The following is a 16,944-nucleotide window of genomic DNA, read 5'->3' as shown; positions in this document are numbered from 1 at the left end:
CGGTAATTGAGTGCCTGGCCCTGGTCGCCCCGTTCGGCGGATCGAGACAAATTGTCGAGATCCGGCGGGCGGGGAGGTCGGGGCCTTGCCTTGACTGGGGGCAAGATCCTCTTTAGACTCTTGATCCCCTAAATTTGGCGGGAATTCGTTCCTGCCATTTTGCTTTTCTTGTAAGACAATAGCGTCGCAAGACAACAGTGGAGCTAGTAGATGGCAACTATCAACCAGCTGGTACGTCAGCCGCGTAAGCGTATCGTCGAGAAATCCGACGTGCCTGCGCTGCAGAACTGCCCGCAACGTCGTGGCGTATGCACCCGTGTGTATACCACCACGCCGAAAAAACCTAACTCGGCACTGCGTAAAGTATGCCGTGTGCGTCTGACCAACGGTTTCGAGGTTTCCTCGTACATCGGCGGTGAAGGCCACAACCTGCAAGAGCACAGCGTGGTCCTGATCCGCGGCGGTCGTGTAAAAGACTTGCCAGGTGTTCGTTACCACACCGTTCGCGGCTCTTTGGATACTTCCGGCGTCAAAGGTCGTAACCAAGGTCGTTCGAAGTACGGTACCAAGCGTCCGAAATAATCGGCCGTTTTGCAGTTTTTAATTTTATTGAGTCGATAAGAGTAAGGTCGGGCACGCATCTGCTGTCCCGGGCTAACCTGAAGACCGTTTGAGGGCTTATCAATGCCAAGACGTCGCGTAGCAGCCAAACGTGAGATTCTGGACGATCCGAAATACGGAAGCCAGATTCTCGCCAAGTTCATGAACCACGTAATGGAAAGCGGCAAGAAAGCCGTGGCCGAGCGTATCGTTTATGGCGCACTGGACAAAGTTAAGGAACGCAAGAACAGCGATCCCCTGGAAATCTTCGAGAAAGCTCTCGACGCCATCGCTCCGCTGGTCGAAGTGAAGTCGCGCCGTGTAGGCGGTGCTACTTACCAGGTTCCGGTCGAAGTTCGTCCGTCCCGTCGTAACGCCCTGGCAATGCGCTGGCTGGTAGACTTCGCTCGCAAGCGCGGTGAGAAGTCCATGGCCCTGCGTTTGGCTGGTGAACTGTTGGACGCTGCTGAAGGTAAAGGTGCTGCAGTTAAGAAGCGTGAAGACGTGCACCGTATGGCTGAAGCCAACAAGGCTTTCTCGCACTACCGCTTCTAATTTTAGCGTCACTCAATTTGCGAGGGCTTTATGGCTCGTACTACACCGATTAACCGCTACCGTAACATCGGTATCGTTGCTCACGTGGATGCTGGTAAAACCACCACCACCGAGCGCGTCCTTTTTTACACCGGCAAAAGTCACAAAATGGGCGAGGTGCATGATGGCGCCGCGACCACAGACTGGATGGTGCAGGAGCAGGAGCGTGGTATTACCATTACTTCTGCTGCTATCACCGCCTTCTGGAAAGGTTCCGAGAAGCAGTACCCGCACGAGCACCGCTTCAACGTTATCGATACCCCAGGCCACGTAGACTTCACCATTGAAGTTGAGCGTTCCCTGCGTGTGCTCGACGGCGCTGTCGTTGTTTTCTGTGGTACTTCGGGTGTTGAGCCTCAGTCGGAAACCGTATGGCGTCAGGCCAACAAATACGGCGTTCCACGTCTTGTTTACGTAAACAAGATGGACCGTGCTGGTGCCAACTTCCTGCGCGTGATCGCTCAGATCAAGCAGCGTCTGGGTCACACTCCGGTGCCGATCCAGTTGGCTATCGGTTCCGAAGACAACTTCCAGGGTCAGATCGATCTGATCAACATGCAAGCTGTCTACTGGAACGATTCCGACAAGGGCATGGTTCCTGTTCGCAAGGACATTCCTGCTGAATTGCTGGAAGAAGCCGAGAAGTGGCGCGGCAACATGGTTGAGGCTGCGGCCGAAGCCAATGAAGAGCTGATGAACAAGTACCTTGAGGGTGAAGAGCTCACCAACGAGGAAATCAAGGCCGCTCTGCGTCAGCGTACCATCGCTGGTGAGATCGTTCTGGCTGTTTGCGGTTCTTCCTTCAAGAACAAGGGTGTTCCCCTGGTTCTCGACGCCGTTATCGACTTCCTGCCTGCTCCAACCGACATTCCTGCTATCAAGGGTTCCAACCCGGATAACGAGGAAGAGGAAATGGAGCGTCACGCAAGTGATGACGAGCCTTTCGCGGCTTTGGCGTTCAAGATCGCTACCGACCCATTCGTGGGTACCTTGACCTTTGTTCGAGTTTACTCGGGCGTGTTGGCCTCCGGCGACGGCGTGATCAACTCGGTAAAAGGCAAGAAAGAGCGCGTGGGTCGTATGGTGCAAATGCACGCAAACGCCCGTGAAGAAATCAAGTAAGTACGCGCTGGCGACATCGCGGCCTTGATCGGCATGAAGGACGTCACCACCGGTGAAACCTTGTGCAACGCTGACAAGCCAATCATCCTGGTTCGCATGGACTTCCCGGAGCCGGTTATTTCGGTTGCCGTTGAGCCTAAGACCAAGGACGACCAGGAAAAAATGGGTATCGCTCTGGGCAAGCTCGCTCAGGAAGACCCGTCTTTCCGCGTCAAGACTGATGAAGAGACTGGTCAAACGATCATCTCCGGCATGGGCGAGTTGCACCTGGACATCTTGGTTGACCGGATGCGCCGTGAGTTCAACGTCGAAGCCAACATCGGTAAGCCTCAGGTTTCCTATCGTGAGCGCATCACGAAGAACTGTGAAATCGAAGGCAAGTTCGTTCGCCAGTCCGGCGGTCGTGGCCAGTTCGGTCACTGCTGGATTCGTTTTGCACCGGCTGACGAAGGTCAGGAAGGTCTGCAATTCGTGAACGAAGTCGTAGGTGGTGTGGTTCCTAAGGAATACATCCCGGCGATCCAGAAGGGTATCGAAGAGCAGATGAAGAACGGCGTTGTTGCCGGTTATCCGCTGATCGGCCTGAAGGCATCTGTGTTTGATGGTTCTTACCACGACGTCGACTCCAACGAGATGGCGTTCAAGGTGGCTGCTTCCATGGCAACCAAGCAACTGGCCCAGAAGGGCGGTGGTGAGTTGCTCGAGCCGATCATGGCAGTAGAAGTCGTTACGCCTGAAGACTACATGGGTGATGTCATGGGCGACCTTAACCGTCGTCGTGGCATGATTCTGGGTATGGAAGATACGGTTTCCGGCAAGGTCATTCGTGCCGAGGTTCCGTTGGGTGAAATGTTCGGTTACGCGACCGACGTTCGTTCCATGTCTCAGGGTCGCGCAAGCTACTCTATGGAATTCAAAAAATACAATACAGCTCCGTCGCATATCGTCGAGACTGTTACTAAAAAGCAAGGCTGATTCAGCCCTTTAGGCAAGGAGTTAATTGTCGTGGCTAAAGAAAAATTTGATCGTTCCCTACCGCACGTCAACGTTGGCACCATTGGTCACGTTGACCACGGTAAAACCACTCTGACTGCTGCTCTGACTCGCGTCTGCTCCGAAGTTTTCGGTTCGGCCGTTGTTGCTTTCGACATAATCGACAGCGCTCCGGAAGAAAAGGCTCGTGGTATCACCATCAACACCGCGCACGTTGAGTACAACTCTTCGATTCGTCACTACGCTCACGTTGACTGCCCAGGTCACGCTGACTACGTGAAAAACATGATCACCGGTGCTGCCCAGATGGATGGCGCGATCCTGGGTTGCTCGGCCGCTGATGGTCCGATGCCGCAAACTCGTGAGCACATCCTGCTGTCCCGTCAGGTAGGCGTTCCGTACATCGTTGTCTTCCTGAACAAGGCTGACATGGTTGACGACGCTGAGCTGCTGGAACTGGTTGAGATGGAAGTGCGCGACCTGCTGAGCACTTACGACTTCCCAGGTGATGACACTCCAATCATCATCGGTTCGGCTCTGATGGCTCTGAACGGCCAGGACGACAACGAAATGGGTACCACCGCTGTCAAGCGTCTGGTAGAAACTCTGGACAGCTACATCCCAGAGCCAGTTCGTGTTATCGACAAGCCGTTCCTGATGCCAATCGAAGACGTATTCTCGATCTCCGGTCGCGGTACTGTTGTGACTGGTCGTATCGAGCGCGGTATCGTCAAGGTTCAGGATCCACTGGAAATCGTAGGTCTGCGTGACACTACCGTCACCACCTGCACCGGTGTTGAAATGTTCCGTAAGCTGCTCGACGAAGGTCGTGCTGGCGAGAACTGCGGCGTTCTGCTGCGTGGTACCAAGCGTGACGACGTTGAGCGTGGCCAGGTTCTGGTTAAGCCAGGTTCGGTCAAGCCGCACACCAAGTTCGAAGCTGAAGTGTACGTTCTGAGCAAAGAAGAAGGCGGTCGTCACACTCCGTTCTTCAAAGGCTACCGTCCACAGTTCTACTTCCGGACCACTGACGTGACCGGTAACTGCGAACTGCCGGAAGGCGTTGAAATGGTAATGCCAGGCGACAACATCAAAATGGTTGTCACCCTGATCAAGACCATCGCAATGGAAGACGGTCTGCGTTTCGCTATCCGTGAAGGCGGTCGTACCGTCGGCGCTGGCGTCGTAGCCAAAATCATCGAGTAAGCTCTTTTTGAGTCAGCTTCGATGAGTTGAGAAAGCCCCCGCCCAGCGGGGGCTTTTTTATTGGGTTGACACCTATATGGGGCGTCTATAGAATTGCGCCTCCTTTTAACGGGCGTATTGCGCTCGGTGGGAATAGCAGCCGGAGTCTGAAATCCAATGCAAAATCAGCAAATCCGTATCAGGTTGAAGGCTTTCGACCATCGCCTGATCGACCAATCCACCCAGGAAATCGTGGAAACCGCGAAACGTACTGGTGCTCAAGTGCGTGGTCCAATTCCACTGCCTACCCGTAAAGAGCGGTTCACCGTTCTGGTCTCCCCGCACGTCAACAAAGACGCGCGTGACCAGTACGAGATCCGTACTCATAAGCGCGTTCTGGACATCGTCCAGCCAACGGATAAAACCGTTGATGCACTTATGAAGCTCGATCTTGCGGCCGGTGTGGAAGTGCAGATCAGCCTCGGCTAAGACTCGGTCTTAGTCGTGTAACGCTCTGAAATGGGCGGCCATAGCGGGTGAAAGCCCCGTACACTCATGAGGTTTACAACATGACTATTGGTGTAGTCGGTCGTAAATGCGGTATGACCCGTATTTTCACCGAAGAAGGTGTCTCCATTCCGGTCACGGTCATTGAGATCGAGCCGAATCGCGTCACCCAGTTCAAAACTGAAGAGACCGATGGCTATCGTGCAGTGCAAGTCACTGTCGGCGAGCGTCGCGCTTCGCGTGTAACAGCAGCTCAGGCTGGCCACTTCGCCAAGGCGAACGTTGCCGCTGGTCGTACCGTAATGGAGTTCCGCCTTGAAGAAGGCGAGTACCAGGCCGGCGATCTGATCAACGCTGAAATCTTCGCCGCTGGTCAACTGGTTGATGTGACCGGTCAGTCCAAGGGTAAAGGCTTCCAGGGTACGATCAAGCGTTGGAACTTCCGCGGGCAAGATAACACCCACGGTAACTCCGTATCCCACCGCGTTCCAGGCGCTATCGGCCAGTGCCAGACTCCTGGTCGTGTATTCAAGGGCAAAAAAATGTCCGGTCATATGGGCGCTGAGCGCGTGACCGTGCAGTCCCTCGAAGTAGTGCGCGTGGACGCTGAACGCAATCTGTTGTTGGTCAAGGGCGCTGTTCCTGGCGCTACTGGCGGCAACTTGGTTGTACGTCCAGCAGCCAAGGCTCGCGGTTAAGGGGAAGCTGACATGCAATTAAATGTAAATGACGCTCAAGCGATCGAAGTTTCCGAACTGACATTTGGCGGCGAATTCAACGAGACGCTGGTTCACCAAGCAGTCGTGGCCTACATGGCTGGCGGCCGTCAAGGTAGCAAGCAGCAAAAGACCCGTTCCGACGTTTCTGGTGGCGGTAAGCGCCCATGGCGTCAGAAAGGTACTGGCCGTGCTCGTGCCGGTACTATCCGTAGCCCAATCTGGCGTGGCGGCGGTACCACTTTCGCAGCTCGTCCTCAGGATCACTCCCAAAAGCTGAACAAGAAGATGTATCGCGCAGCAATGCGTTCCATCCTTGCTGAGCTGGTGCGTACTGATCGTCTGGTCGTGGTTCAGGACTTCGCTGTTGAAGCACCGAAAACCAAAGATCTGCTGAACAAGCTGAACGGCATGGGCCTGACTGACGTCCTGATCGTGTCTGACGCTGTTGATCAGAACCTGTACCTGGCTGCTCGCAACCTGCCGCACGTCGATGTTCGTGACGTTCAAGGTTCCGATCCGGTCAGTCTGATCGCATACGACAAGGTGTTGATCACCGTGTCGGCCGTGAAGAAATTCGAGGAGCTGCTGGGATGAACCAGGAACGCGTATTTAAAGTTCTGCTTGGCCCGCACGTTTCCGAGAAGGCTACGGTTCTGGCAGACAAGAAAGGCCAGTTCGTTTTCAAGGTTGCGACTGACGCAACCAAGCTGGAAATCAAGAAGGCCGTCGAAAGCCTGTTCAGCGTGAAAGTAGAGCGCGTGACTACCCTGAACGTACTGGGTAAAAGCAAGCGCACTGCTCGCGGTCTGGGCAAGCGTAATGACTGGAAGAAGGCAGTTATCTCCCTTCAGCCAGGCCAAGATCTCGATTTCAGCAGCAGTGCTGAGTAAGGAAGGGGTGCATCATGGCAATCGTTAAATGCAAACCGACTTCCCCTGGCCGCCGTTTTGTGGTCAAGGTGGTCAACCAGGAGCTGCATAAAGGCGCTCCTCACGCACCGCTGCTCGAGAAAAAATCGAAGTCTGGTGGTCGTAACAACAATGGCCGTATTACCACGCGTCACATCGGTGGTGGTCATAAGCAGCATTATCGTCTGGTCGACTTCCGTCGCAACGACAAGGATGGCATCGCTGCCACCGTCGAGCGTATCGAATACGATCCAAACCGTACTGCTCACATCGCTCTGCTGCTGTACGCAGATGGCGAGCGTCGCTACATCATCGCCCCTAAAGGCGTGAGCGCTGGCGACCAGCTGATCGCAGGTGCCCTGGCACCGATCAAGCCGGGCAACGCTCTGCAACTGCGTAACATTCCAGTTGGTAGCACCGTACACGGCATCGAATTGAAGCCAGGTAAAGGCGCACAGATCGCTCGTTCCGCTGGTGCTTCGGCTCAGCTGATCGCTCGTGAAGGTGTCTACGTGACCCTGCGTCTGCGTTCTGGTGAGATGCGTAAAGTACTGGCTGAATGCCGTGCGACCCTGGGCGAAGTCTCGAACTCCGAGCACAGCCTGCGTTCGTTGGGTAAAGCTGGTGCCAAGCGCTGGCGTGGCGTTCGCCCAACCGTTCGTGGTGTTGCCATGAACCCGGTTGACCACCCACATGGTGGCGGTGAAGGTCGTACCTCTGGTGGTCGTCATCCGGTATCGCCATGGGGCTTCCCGACTAAGGGCGCGAAGACTCGTGGTAATAAGCGTACCGACAAAATGATCGTCCGTCGTCGCAAGTAAATAGAGGGATACGACAGTGCCACGTTCTCTGAAAAAAGGTCCTTTTATTGATCTTCACCTACTGAAGAAGATCGAAGTGGCGGCGGAAAAGAACGATCGCAAACCAGTTAAGACCTGGTCGCGTCGTTCGATGATCCTGCCACAAATGGTCGGTCTGACCATCGCAGTACACAACGGTCGTCAACACGTCCCAGTTCTCGTTAACGAAGACATGGTCGGCCACAAACTGGGCGAGTTCGCCGGTACCCGCACTTATCGTGGGCACGTGGCAGACAAGAAAGCCAAGCGTTAAGGGGTTAGGAAATGGAAGTAGCCGCTAAGTTGTCGGGCGCTCGAATCTCCGCCCAGAAAGCCCGCTTGGTCGCCGACCAGATCCGCGGGAAGAAGGTGGGCGAAGCGCTCAACCTGTTGGCTTTCAGCAGTAAGAAAGCCGCCGAGATCATGAAGAAAGTGCTGGAGTCGGCCGTAGCCAACGCCGAGCATAACGAAGGCGCAGACGTTGATGACCTGAAGGTCAGCACCGTTTTCGTCAACGAAGGGCGTTCGCTGAAGCGCATCATGCCACGTGCCAAAGGCCGTGCTGATCGCATCGTCAAGCGGTCTTGCCATATCACTGTCAAGGTTGCTGACAAGTAACGGAGTCGAAGAGATGGGTCAGAAAGTACATCCCATTGGCATTCGCCTGGGAATCGTCAAGGAGCACACCTCCGTCTGGTACGCAGACGGTCGGACTTATGCGGACTACTTGTTCGCTGATCTGAAGGTGCGTGAGTATCTCCAAGACAAACTAAAAAGCGCGTCCGTAAGCCGTATCGATATCCATCGTCCGGCGCAGACTGCACGTATCACCATCCACACCGCTCGTCCAGGTATCGTTATCGGGAAGAAAGGTGAAGATGTTGAGAAACTGCGTCAGGACCTGACCAAGCAAATGGGTGTGCCTGTGCACATCAATATCGAAGAGATCCGCAAGCCGGAGCTCGACGGTATGCTGGTTGCGCAGAGCGTAGCTCAGCAGCTGGAGCGTCGCGTCATGTTCCGTCGCGCTATGAAGCGCGCTGTACAGAACGCAATGCGCATTGGTGCCAAAGGCATCAAAATCCAAGTGAGCGGTCGTCTCGGCGGTGCTGAAATCGCACGTACTGAATGGTATCGCGAAGGTCGTGTGCCACTGCACACCCTGCGTGCCGACATCGACTATGCCAACTACGAAGCTCACACCACTTACGGTGTGATCGGTGTAAAGGTTTGGATCTTCAAAGGCGAAGTAATTGGTGGTCGCCAAGAAGAACTGAAACCACAAGCACCAGCGCCTCGTAAAAAAGCTGCTAAGTAAGGGGTACGCCAAATGTTGCAACCAAAGCGTACGAAGTTCCGCAAGCAGATGACCGGCCACAACCGTGGCCTGGCATTGCGCGGTAGCAAAGTCAGCTTCGGCGAGTTCGCGCTGAAGTCTGTTGCTCGTGGTCGTCTCACCGCTCGTCAGATCGAGTCAGCGCGTCGTGCACTGACCCGTCACGTAAAACGTGGCGGCAAGATCTGGATCCGTGTATTCCCGGACAAGCCTGTCACCAAGAAGCCACTCGAAGTTCGGATGGGTAAAGGTAAGGGTAACGTGGAGTACTGGGTTGCCCAGATTCAGCCAGGCAAAGTCCTGTATGAAATCGAGGGTGTTTCTGAAGAGCTGGCGCGTGAGGCTTTCGCCCTGGCTGCTGCAAAGCTGCCGCTCGCCACCTCCTTTGTTAAACGGACGGTGATGTGATGAAAGCGAATGAACTTCGTGAAAAATCAGCACAGCAGCTGAACGAGCAACTGCTCGGCCTGCTGCGCGACCAGTTCAATCTGCGTATGCAGAAAGCAACTGGCCAGTTGGGGCAGTCTCATCTGCTCTCGCAAGTTAAGCGTGACATCGCTCGCGTGAAAACTGTGCTCAACCAGCAGGCAGGTAAGTAATCATGGCTGAAGCCGAAAAAACTGTCCGTACGCTGACTGGCCGTGTTGTCAGCGACAAGATGGACAAAACCATCACCGTTCTGATCGAGCGTCGCGTTAAGCACCCGATCTACGGTAAATACGTTAAGCGTTCGACTAAGCTGCACGCGCACGACGAAACCAATCAGTGCCACATCGGCGACAAAGTCACTATTCGTGAAACTCGTCCTTTGGCCAAGACCAAGTCTTGGGCGCTGGTTGATGTTCTCGAACGCGCTGTGGAAGTCTAAGGACTAGGGGTCGGAGAAATTATATGATTCAGACTCAATCCATGCTCGATGTGGCCGATAACAGCGGCGCTCGCCGTGTTATGTGCATCAAGGTGCTGGGTGGCTCCCATCGTCGTTACGCTGGTATCGGTGACATCATCAAGGTTACCGTCAAGGAAGCAATTCCTCGCGGTAAGGTGAAAAAAGGCCAAGTGATGACTGCTGTCGTAGTCCGCACTCGCCATGGCGTTCGTCGTGCTGACGGCTCCATCATCCGCTTTGATGGCAACGCTGCTGTTCTGTTGAACAACAAGCAAGAGCCGATCGGCACCCGTATCTTTGGGCCAGTGACGCGTGAACTTCGTACTGAGAAGTTCATGAAGATCGTCTCGCTCGCCCCAGAAGTGCTGTAAGGAGATCCGACATGCAAAAGATTCGTCGTGACGACGAGATCATCGTGATCGCCGGCAAAGACAAAGGTAAGCGCGGTAAGGTGCTTAAGGTTCTCGCTAACAACCGTTTGGTTGTTGGCGGTCTGAACCTGGTCAAGCGTCATACCAAGCCTAACCCGATGTCGGGCGTGCAGGGCGGTATCGTCGAAAAAGAAGCTCCGCTGGATGCTTCTAACGTCGCCATTTTCAACGGCGAAACCAACAAGGCTGACCGCGTTGGTTTCAAAGTAGAAGACGGCAAGAAAATTCGTGTCTTCAAGTCGACCCAAAAAGCGGTTGATGCTTGAACACTGCTAGGTAGATGAGACCATGGCACGACTAAAAGAGATTTACCGGAAGGAAATCGCACCGAAACTTAAGGAAGAACTTAAGCTTTCGAACGTGATGGAAGTTCCGCGCGTTACCAAAATCACCCTGAACATGGGTCTGGGCGAAGCGATCGGCGACAAAAAAGTCATCGAGCACGCTGTTGCTGACCTGGAAAAGATCACCGGTCAGAAAGTCGTCGTGACTTACGCTCGGAAATCCATCGCTGGCTTTAAAGTCCGTGAAGGTTGGCCGATCGGCGTCAAAGTGACCCTGCGCCGTGAGCGTATGTACGAGTTCCTGGATCGTCTGCTGTCGATCTCCCTGCCTCGGGTTCGCGACTTCCGCGGCCTGAATGCCAAGTCCTTCGATGGTCGTGGCAACTACAGCATGGGCGTTAAAGAGCAGATCATTTTCCCGGAAATCGATTACGACAAGATCGATGCTCTCCGCGGTCTGGACATTACCCTGACCACCACTGCTCGGACGGATGACGAAGGTCGCGCACTGCTGCGCGCTTTCAAATTCCCGTTCCGCAACTGATTGGAGTAGGAAAATGGCCAAGAAGAGCATGAAGAACCGTGAGCTGAAGCGTCAGCTCACCGTTGCCAAGTACGCCACCAAGCGTGCAGCGCTGAAAGCTATCATCGTGGATCTGAACGCAAGTCCAGAAGCGCGTTGGGAAGCTACCGTAGCCCTGCAGAAGCAGCCACGTGACGCAAGCGCCTCGCGCATGCGTAACCGCTGCCGCCTGACTGGTCGTCCGCACGGCGTGTACCGCAAGTTCGGCCTTGGCCGTAACATGTTGCGTCAAGCTGCAATGCGTGGTGACGTTCCAGGTCTGGTCAAAGCCAGCTGGTAAGCACTGTCAAAGTCACGGCGTTCGAGGTCGCAAGATCCTGACCGCCGGTGACCTTGAACTTGAATCAAGCCCCTATTGGGGCTTGATTCATTTGTGGGGTGTGTCTAGAATACCCGGCTCGCCTGAGCCCGTGTTTTTATTGCACGGATGCGCTCGGCGACACGTACTAGCCGAAAGGCTAATTTTTTGTGTATTAGGAGCGTCTAGCCCATGAGTATGCAGGACCCGTTAGCGGACATGCTAACTCGTATCCGTAATGCCCAGATGGCTGAAAAGTCCGTCGTAAGCATGCCATCTTCCACGTTGAAGGTAGCTGTTGCCAAAGTCCTGAAGGACGAAGGTTACATTGCGGGTTATCAGATCAGCAGCGAAATCAAGCCTCTGCTGTCCATCGAGCTGAAGTACTTCGAAGGCCGTCCGGTCATCGAGGAAGTGAAGCGCGTTAGCCGTCCAGGCCTGCGTCAGTACAAGTCCGTCGATGATCTGCCAAAAGTTCGTGGCGGTCTCGGTGTGTCTATCGTCTCCACCAACAAGGGTGTGATGACGGATCGTGCTGCGCGCGCTGCCGGTGTCGGCGGCGAAGTTCTTTGCACTGTGTTCTAAGGGGGGATAAGCATGTCACGCGTCGCTAAGAACCCCGTTAAGCTGCCAGCCGGTGTCGAAGTCAAATTCGCAGGCCAACAGCTTTCGGTGAAGGGTGCCAAGGGCACTCTGCAACTGAACATCCATTCGTCCGTCGAGATCGTTGAAGAAGCTGGTGAGCTGCGTTTCGCTGCTCGCAATGGCGATCAACAGACTCGCGCAATGGCTGGTACCACTCGTGCGTTGGTAAACAACATGGTCCAAGGCGTAAGCCAAGGCTTCGAGCGCAAGCTCCAGCTGGTCGGTGTTGGTTACAAAGCGCAAGCAAAAGGCACAGTGCTGAACCTGGCTCTTGGCTTCTCGCATCCAGTGGATTATGAACTGCCGGAAGGCATCACCGCTGAGACTCCTAGCCAGACCGATATCCTGATCAAGGGCATCGACAAGCAGCTGGTAGGTCAAGTGGCCGCCGAGATCCGCGACTTCCGTCCACCAGAGCCGTACAAAGGCAAAGGTGTGCGCTACGCGGACGAAGTCGTCCGTCGTAAAGAAGCCAAGAAGAAGTAGGGCATAGCAAATGACCGACAAAAAAGTTACTCGACTGCGTCGCGCTCGCAAAGCACGCCTGAAAATGCACGAACTCGAAGTCGTGCGTCTCTGCGTGTTCCGCTCGTCGCAGCACATCTACGCCCAGGTCATTTCGGCCGACGGCAACAAAGTCCTGGCAAGTGCCTCGACTTTGGATAAAGAACTGCGTGATGGCGCCACTGGCAACATCGACGCGGCCACTAAGGTTGGCCAGCTGGTCGCTACGCGTGCTAAAGCCGCTGGCGTCTCGCAGGTGGCTTTCGACCGCTCTGGCTTCAAGTACCACGGTCGCGTCAAGGCGCTGGCTGATGCTGCTCGTGAAGCTGGGCTGGAGTTCTAAGTTATGTCAAATAACGACCAAAAGCGCGACGAAGGCTACATCGAGAAGCTGGTTCAAGTTAACCGCGTAGCCAAAACCGTTAAAGGCGGCCGTATCTTCACTTTCACTGCGTTGACCGTAGTGGGTGATGGTAAAGGCCGTGTTGGCTTCGGCCGTGGCAAGTCGCGTGAAGTGCCTGCTGCGATCCAGAAGGCAATGGAAGCTGCTCGCCGCAACATGATCCAGGTTGATCTGAACGGCACCACTCTGCAGTACGCAATGAAGTCCGCCCATGGCGCTTCGAAGGTGTACATGCAGCCTGCTTCTGAAGGTACCGGTATCATCGCTGGCGGCGCTATGCGTGCTGTCCTCGAAGTTGCTGGCGTTCAGAACGTTCTGGCCAAGTGCTACGGCTCGACTAACCCGGTAAACGTGGTTCACGCCACTTTCAAGGGTTTGAAAGCAATGCAGTCTCCTGAATCCATTGCCGCCAAGCGTGGCAAAAGCGTCAAGGAGATCTTCTGATCATGGCTACCGTAAAAGTTACGCTGATCAAAAGCATGACCGGCCGCATCCCTAACCACAAACTGTGCGTTAAGGGTCTGGGTCTGCGTCGCATCGGTCACACTGTAGAAGTCCTGGATACTCCCGAGAATCGCGGGATGATCAACAAGGCTTACTACATGCTGCGTGTCGAGGGTTAATCGATGAAACTCAATGATCTGAGTCCAGCGCCGGGTTCCCGTCGCGAAAAGCATCGTCCGGGCCGTGGTATCGGTAGTGGTTTGGGCAAGACCGGTGGCCGTGGCCACAAAGGTCAGACCTCCCGCTCCGGTGGCACCATTGCTCCAGGCTTTGAAGGCGGTCAACAGCCGCTGCATCGTCGCCTGCCGAAGTTCGGTTTCGTTTCCCTGAAAGCCATGGACCGCGCAGAAGTGCGTCTGTCCGAGCTGGCCAAAGTGGACGGCGACATCGTCACCGTGCAGTCCCTGAAGGATGCCAACGTGATCAACCAGAACGTTCAGCGTGTGAAAATCATGCTGTCGGGCGAAGTTGCTCGTGCTGTCACCATCGGAAAGGGAATCGGCGCCACCAAAGGTGCGCGTGCGGCTATCGAAGCAGCTGGCGGCTAGTTCGAGGAATAAATGGCTAAGCAAGGTGCTCTCTCTGCGCTCGGCAAAGGCGGTATGTCTGAACTCTGGGCTCGTCTGCGTTTTCTGTTCCTGGCGATTATCGTCTACCGAATAGGCGCACACATCCCGGTTCCAGGTATCAACCCGGACCGACTCGCGGACCTGTTTCGACAGAATGAGGGGACCATTCTTAGCTTGTTCAACATGTTTTCCGGCGGCGCGCTGGAGCGGATGAGCATCTTTGCACTGGGGATCATGCCGTACATTTCGGCATCGATCATCATGCAACTGATGTCCGCCGTCAGCCCGCAGCTGGAGCAGTTGAAGAAGGAAGGTGAAGCTGGCCGTCGCAAGATCAGCCAGTACACCCGCTACCTCACTGTCGTCCTCGCTCTCGTCCAGGCCGTTGGCATGTCCATCGGCTTGGCGGGGCAGGGCGTAGCGTTCACTGGTGACTTTGGCTTCCATTTCGTTGCGGTAACCACTTTTGTGGCGGGCGCGATGTTCATGATGTGGCTGGGTGAGCAGATTACTGAGCGTGGTGTTGGCAACGGTATCTCGATGTTGATCTTCGCAGGTATCGTCGCCGGTCTTCCGAGAGCGATCGGGCAGTCTTTCGAGTCTGCGCGTCAGGGTGATATCAACATCTTCGCCCTGGTTGCCATCGGTTTGCTGGCAGTAGCGATTATCGGTTTCGTGGTGTTCATTGAGCGTGGCCAGCGTCGTATTGCTGTTCACTACGCCAAGCGTCAGCAGGGCCGCAAGGTGTTTGCTGCGCAGCCCAGCCACTTGCCGTTGAAGGTGAACATGGCCGGCGTTATCCCGGCTATTTTCGCGAGCAGCATCTTGCTGTTCCCGGCTGCGTGGGGTGCCTGGTTCGGCCAGTCTGAAGGTATGGGCTGGTTGCAGGACATCTCGCAGTCGATCGCTCCTGGTCAGCCGTTGAATATTCTGCTGTTTAGTGCAGGGATTATTTTCTTCTGCTTCTTCTATACGGCGTTGATGTTCAATCCGAAAGACGTAGCGGAAAACCTGAAGAAGTCCGGTGCCTTTATTCCGGGCATCCGTCCAGGTGAGCAGTCGGCGCGCTACATTGATGGCGTTCTGACTCGTTTGACCTTGTTCGGTGCTCTTTACATGACGGCCGTCTGCTTGCTTCCCCAGTTCCTGGTGGTTGCGGCAAACGTACCGTTCTACCTTGGCGGGACCTCGTTGCTGATCGTGGTCGTGGTTGTGATGGACTTCATGTCCCAAGTACAATCGCACCTCGTTTCGCACCAGTACGAATCCCTGATGAAGAAAGCCAACCTGAAGGGCTACGGCAGCGGCATGTTGCGCTGAGTAGCGTCCATAAGGTTCGAGGAGTTGGTGATGAAAGTTCGTGCATCGGTGAAAAAGCTGTGCCGTAACTGCAAGATTATTCGCCGCGAAGGTGTTGTTCGGGTAATTTGCAGCGCGGAACCGCGTCACAAACAGCGCCAAGGCTGAGTGTGATTGTGCTTTAAGCCCGGCAGCTAGTGCGCTGCCGGGTTGATTATTTGTTATTACAGCGATATTATCTCGCGCCCTATTTCTTGGCTTCCGGGGCGTAGGTAGCTGTCAATTGGAGTCCCACTGAATGGCCCGTATTGCAGGCGTCAACATTCCAGATAACAAGCATACTGTTATCTCGCTGACCTACATCTATGGTGTTGGTCGCACTACTGCGCAGAAAATTTGTGCAGTGGCTGGGGTCAACCCAGCGGCAAAGATCAAAGATCTGAGCGACGAGCAGATCGAACAGCTGCGTGGCGAAGTGGCGAAGTTCACCACTGAAGGTGACCTGCGTCGCGAAATCAACATGAAAATCAAGCGCTTGATGGACCTCGGTTGCTATCGCGGTCTGCGTCATCGTCGTGGTCTGCCAGTACGCGGTCAGCGTACCAAGACCAACGCGCGTACCCGTAAAGGTCCGCGTAAGCCGATCCGCAAGTAATCGCCCCAGCGAATCGACAGGAATTTAATCATGGCAAAACCTGCTGCTCGTCCTCGTAAAAAAGTTAAAAAGACAGTGGTTGATGGCATCGCCCACATCCATGCGTCTTTTAACAACACCATCGTGACCATTACCGACCGTCAAGGTAACGCTCTTTCCTGGGCTACCTCCGGTGGTTCGGGTTTCCGCGGTACCCGCAAGTCCACCCCGTTCGCTGCTCAAGTAGCTGCTGAGCGTGCTGGTCAAGCTGCGCTGGAATACGGCCTGAAAAACCTCGACGTCAACGTCAAGGGTCCAGGTCCAGGTCGTGAATCCGCAGTCCGCGCTTTGAACGGCTGTGGCTACAAGATCGCCAGCATCACCGACGTGACGCCAATCCCGCACAACGGGTGCCGTCCGCCGAAGAAGCGCCGCGTGTAATCCAGGAGATTGTAAAGAATGGCTCGTTACATTGGTCCAAAATGCAAACTCGCTCGTCGCGAAGGCACCGATCTTTTTCTGAAGAGCGGCGTGCGCGCGATCGAATCGAAGTGCAACATTGAAGCAGCACCTGGTATCCACGGCCAACGCCGCGGTCGCCAGTCCGACTACGGCACCCAACTGCGTGAAAAGCAGAAGGTCCGTCGTATCTACGGCGTTCTCGAGCGTCAATTCAGCGGCTACTACAAAGAAGCAGCTGGCAAGAAAGGCGCAACCGGCGAAAACCTGTTGCAACTGCTCGAATGCCGTCTGGACAACGTTGTATACCGTATGGGTTTCGGTTCTACTCGTGCCGAATCCCGTCAGCTGGTATCGCACAAGTCGATCAGCGTTAACGGTCAGACCGTAAACGTTCCGTCCTACCAGGTTCGTGCTGGTGACGTGGTTGCTGTTCGCGAGAAAGCAAAGAACCAACTTCGCATTGTCCAAGCTCTCGATCTGTGTGCCCAACGTGGCCGCGTAGAATGGGTAGAAGTAGACACTGAGAAGAAGTCGGGCGTTTTCAAGAACGTTCCTGCTCGCAGTGATCTGTCCGCCGACATCAACGAAAGCCTGATTGTCGAGCTCTACTCCAAGTAAGGGCTAGAAAATAGGTGC

29 protein-coding genes and 1 pseudogene are annotated in these 16,944 nt (G+C 54.9%); all 30 read left to right on the top strand.

Translation table 11 applies throughout. The features are described 5' to 3' along the window. Positions 1–210 precede the first annotated feature (210 nt). The 30 genes and pseudogenes from rpsL (at position 211) to rpsD (ending at position 16,926) form a co-directional block, all read left to right on the top strand. Positions 211–582 (top strand): 30S ribosomal protein S12, encoded by a 372-nt coding sequence (gene rpsL, locus HGO40_RS08550; protein WP_003186084.1) that lies wholly within the window; start codon positions 211–213, stop codon positions 580–582. A gap of 102 nt (positions 583–684) precedes the next feature. Next, the gene (gene rpsG, locus HGO40_RS08545; protein ID WP_003186074.1) at positions 685–1,155 is read left to right on the top strand and encodes a 30S ribosomal protein S7; all 471 of its coding nucleotides are present in this window, start codon (positions 685–687) and stop codon (positions 1,153–1,155) included. Between the two features lie 30 nt (positions 1,156–1,185). Continuing rightward, positions 1,186–3,291 (top strand): annotated as a pseudogene (gene fusA / locus HGO40_RS08540) (elongation factor G). A gap of 30 nt (positions 3,292–3,321) precedes the next feature. After that, entirely contained in the window at positions 3,322–4,515 is a 1,194-nt protein-coding gene (tuf, locus tag HGO40_RS08535; RefSeq protein WP_250962642.1) for an elongation factor Tu, read from the top strand. A gap of 156 nt (positions 4,516–4,671) precedes the next feature. Then, positions 4,672–4,983, top strand: a complete 312-nt coding sequence (gene rpsJ, locus HGO40_RS08530) for a 30S ribosomal protein S10 (protein WP_003186070.1) — start codon at positions 4,672–4,674, stop codon at positions 4,981–4,983. An 80-nt stretch (positions 4,984–5,063) separates the two neighbouring features. Then, positions 5,064–5,699, top strand: a complete 636-nt coding sequence (rplC, locus tag HGO40_RS08525) for a 50S ribosomal protein L3 (RefSeq protein ID WP_250962641.1) — start codon at positions 5,064–5,066, stop codon at positions 5,697–5,699. A gap of 12 nt (positions 5,700–5,711) precedes the next feature. Beyond that, the gene (gene rplD, locus HGO40_RS08520) at positions 5,712–6,314 is read left to right on the top strand and encodes a 50S ribosomal protein L4 (RefSeq protein WP_003186057.1); all 603 of its coding nucleotides are present in this window, start codon (positions 5,712–5,714) and stop codon (positions 6,312–6,314) included. After that, entirely contained in the window at positions 6,311–6,610 is a 300-nt protein-coding gene (rplW, locus tag HGO40_RS08515; protein ID WP_002555488.1) for a 50S ribosomal protein L23, read from the top strand. The genes rplD and rplW overlap by 4 nt, the downstream gene beginning before the upstream one ends. Before the next feature lie 14 nt (positions 6,611–6,624). Then, positions 6,625–7,449: a 50S ribosomal protein L2 gene (gene rplB, locus HGO40_RS08510; RefSeq protein WP_003186055.1), complete on the top strand. Its 825-nt coding sequence runs from the start codon at positions 6,625–6,627 to the stop codon at positions 7,447–7,449. Between the two features lie 16 nt (positions 7,450–7,465). After that, on the top strand, positions 7,466–7,741 hold the full coding sequence (rpsS, locus tag HGO40_RS08505) for a 30S ribosomal protein S19 (protein ID WP_002555486.1): 276 nt from the start codon (positions 7,466–7,468) through the stop codon (positions 7,739–7,741). Between the two features lie 11 nt (positions 7,742–7,752). After that, positions 7,753–8,085 (top strand): 50S ribosomal protein L22, encoded by a 333-nt coding sequence (rplV, locus tag HGO40_RS08500; RefSeq protein WP_003103908.1) that lies wholly within the window; start codon positions 7,753–7,755, stop codon positions 8,083–8,085. 13 nt (positions 8,086–8,098) lie between these two features. Continuing rightward, a complete protein-coding gene (rpsC, locus tag HGO40_RS08495; protein ID WP_003176422.1) occupies positions 8,099–8,785 on the top strand; it encodes a 30S ribosomal protein S3 in 687 nt (228 codons plus the stop codon). Positions 8,786–8,797: 12 nt separating this feature from the next. Continuing rightward, on the top strand, positions 8,798–9,211 hold the full coding sequence (gene rplP, locus HGO40_RS08490) for a 50S ribosomal protein L16 (protein WP_003186052.1): 414 nt from the start codon (positions 8,798–8,800) through the stop codon (positions 9,209–9,211). After that, entirely contained in the window at positions 9,211–9,402 is a 192-nt protein-coding gene (gene rpmC / locus HGO40_RS08485; protein WP_002555481.1) for a 50S ribosomal protein L29, read from the top strand. Before rplP ends, rpmC begins: the two co-directional genes overlap by 1 nt. A gap of 2 nt (positions 9,403–9,404) precedes the next feature. Then, complete coding sequence (gene rpsQ, locus HGO40_RS08480) at positions 9,405–9,671, top strand: 30S ribosomal protein S17 (RefSeq protein ID WP_003176419.1); 267 nt, start codon at positions 9,405–9,407, stop codon at positions 9,669–9,671. Between the two features lie 23 nt (positions 9,672–9,694). Next, a complete protein-coding gene (rplN, locus tag HGO40_RS08475; protein WP_002555479.1) occupies positions 9,695–10,063 on the top strand; it encodes a 50S ribosomal protein L14 in 369 nt (122 codons plus the stop codon). Positions 10,064–10,074: 11 nt separating this feature from the next. Next, positions 10,075–10,389 (top strand): 50S ribosomal protein L24, encoded by a 315-nt coding sequence (rplX, locus tag HGO40_RS08470; protein ID WP_186546713.1) that lies wholly within the window; start codon positions 10,075–10,077, stop codon positions 10,387–10,389. 22 nt (positions 10,390–10,411) lie between these two features. Beyond that, on the top strand, positions 10,412–10,951 hold the full coding sequence (gene rplE, locus HGO40_RS08465) for a 50S ribosomal protein L5 (RefSeq protein WP_003186044.1): 540 nt from the start codon (positions 10,412–10,414) through the stop codon (positions 10,949–10,951). Positions 10,952–10,964: 13 nt separating this feature from the next. Next, positions 10,965–11,270 (top strand): 30S ribosomal protein S14, encoded by a 306-nt coding sequence (gene rpsN / locus HGO40_RS08460; RefSeq protein ID WP_003186042.1) that lies wholly within the window; start codon positions 10,965–10,967, stop codon positions 11,268–11,270. A 210-nt stretch (positions 11,271–11,480) separates the two neighbouring features. Beyond that, the gene (rpsH, locus tag HGO40_RS08455; protein WP_003186040.1) at positions 11,481–11,873 is read left to right on the top strand and encodes a 30S ribosomal protein S8; all 393 of its coding nucleotides are present in this window, start codon (positions 11,481–11,483) and stop codon (positions 11,871–11,873) included. 12 nt (positions 11,874–11,885) lie between these two features. Continuing rightward, positions 11,886–12,419, top strand: coding sequence for a 50S ribosomal protein L6 (gene rplF / locus HGO40_RS08450; RefSeq protein WP_003186039.1), 534 nt, complete (start codon positions 11,886–11,888; stop codon positions 12,417–12,419). 10 nt (positions 12,420–12,429) lie between these two features. Beyond that, a complete protein-coding gene (gene rplR / locus HGO40_RS08445) occupies positions 12,430–12,780 on the top strand; it encodes a 50S ribosomal protein L18 (protein ID WP_003186037.1) in 351 nt (116 codons plus the stop codon). 3 nt (positions 12,781–12,783) lie between these two features. After that, positions 12,784–13,284, top strand: coding sequence for a 30S ribosomal protein S5 (gene rpsE / locus HGO40_RS08440; RefSeq protein WP_003186035.1), 501 nt, complete (start codon positions 12,784–12,786; stop codon positions 13,282–13,284). A 2-nt stretch (positions 13,285–13,286) separates the two neighbouring features. Continuing rightward, the gene (gene rpmD / locus HGO40_RS08435; protein ID WP_003186033.1) at positions 13,287–13,463 is read left to right on the top strand and encodes a 50S ribosomal protein L30; all 177 of its coding nucleotides are present in this window, start codon (positions 13,287–13,289) and stop codon (positions 13,461–13,463) included. Between the two features lie 3 nt (positions 13,464–13,466). After that, the gene (gene rplO, locus HGO40_RS08430; protein WP_250962640.1) at positions 13,467–13,892 is read left to right on the top strand and encodes a 50S ribosomal protein L15; all 426 of its coding nucleotides are present in this window, start codon (positions 13,467–13,469) and stop codon (positions 13,890–13,892) included. Between the two features lie 12 nt (positions 13,893–13,904). Continuing rightward, positions 13,905–15,233 (top strand): preprotein translocase subunit SecY, encoded by a 1,329-nt coding sequence (secY, locus tag HGO40_RS08425; protein ID WP_250962639.1) that lies wholly within the window; start codon positions 13,905–13,907, stop codon positions 15,231–15,233. A gap of 30 nt (positions 15,234–15,263) precedes the next feature. Continuing rightward, on the top strand, positions 15,264–15,380 hold the full coding sequence (gene rpmJ / locus HGO40_RS08420) for a 50S ribosomal protein L36 (RefSeq protein WP_002555468.1): 117 nt from the start codon (positions 15,264–15,266) through the stop codon (positions 15,378–15,380). Positions 15,381–15,510: 130 nt separating this feature from the next. Continuing rightward, positions 15,511–15,867: a 30S ribosomal protein S13 gene (gene rpsM, locus HGO40_RS08415; RefSeq protein WP_003194635.1), complete on the top strand. Its 357-nt coding sequence runs from the start codon at positions 15,511–15,513 to the stop codon at positions 15,865–15,867. A gap of 30 nt (positions 15,868–15,897) precedes the next feature. Beyond that, a complete protein-coding gene (gene rpsK, locus HGO40_RS08410; RefSeq protein ID WP_250962638.1) occupies positions 15,898–16,287 on the top strand; it encodes a 30S ribosomal protein S11 in 390 nt (129 codons plus the stop codon). 18 nt (positions 16,288–16,305) lie between these two features. Further along, positions 16,306–16,926, top strand: a complete 621-nt coding sequence (gene rpsD / locus HGO40_RS08405; protein ID WP_003176404.1) for a 30S ribosomal protein S4 — start codon at positions 16,306–16,308, stop codon at positions 16,924–16,926. Positions 16,927–16,944 lie beyond the last annotated feature (18 nt).

It is taken from the genome of Pseudomonas sp. CG7 (assembly GCF_023701885.1).
Classification (GTDB): Bacteria; Pseudomonadota; Gammaproteobacteria; order Pseudomonadales; family Pseudomonadaceae; genus Aquipseudomonas; species Aquipseudomonas zanjanensis.
The sequence above is the reverse complement of the archived record's forward strand: the minus strand, read 5'-3'. Positions and strand labels throughout refer to the sequence as shown.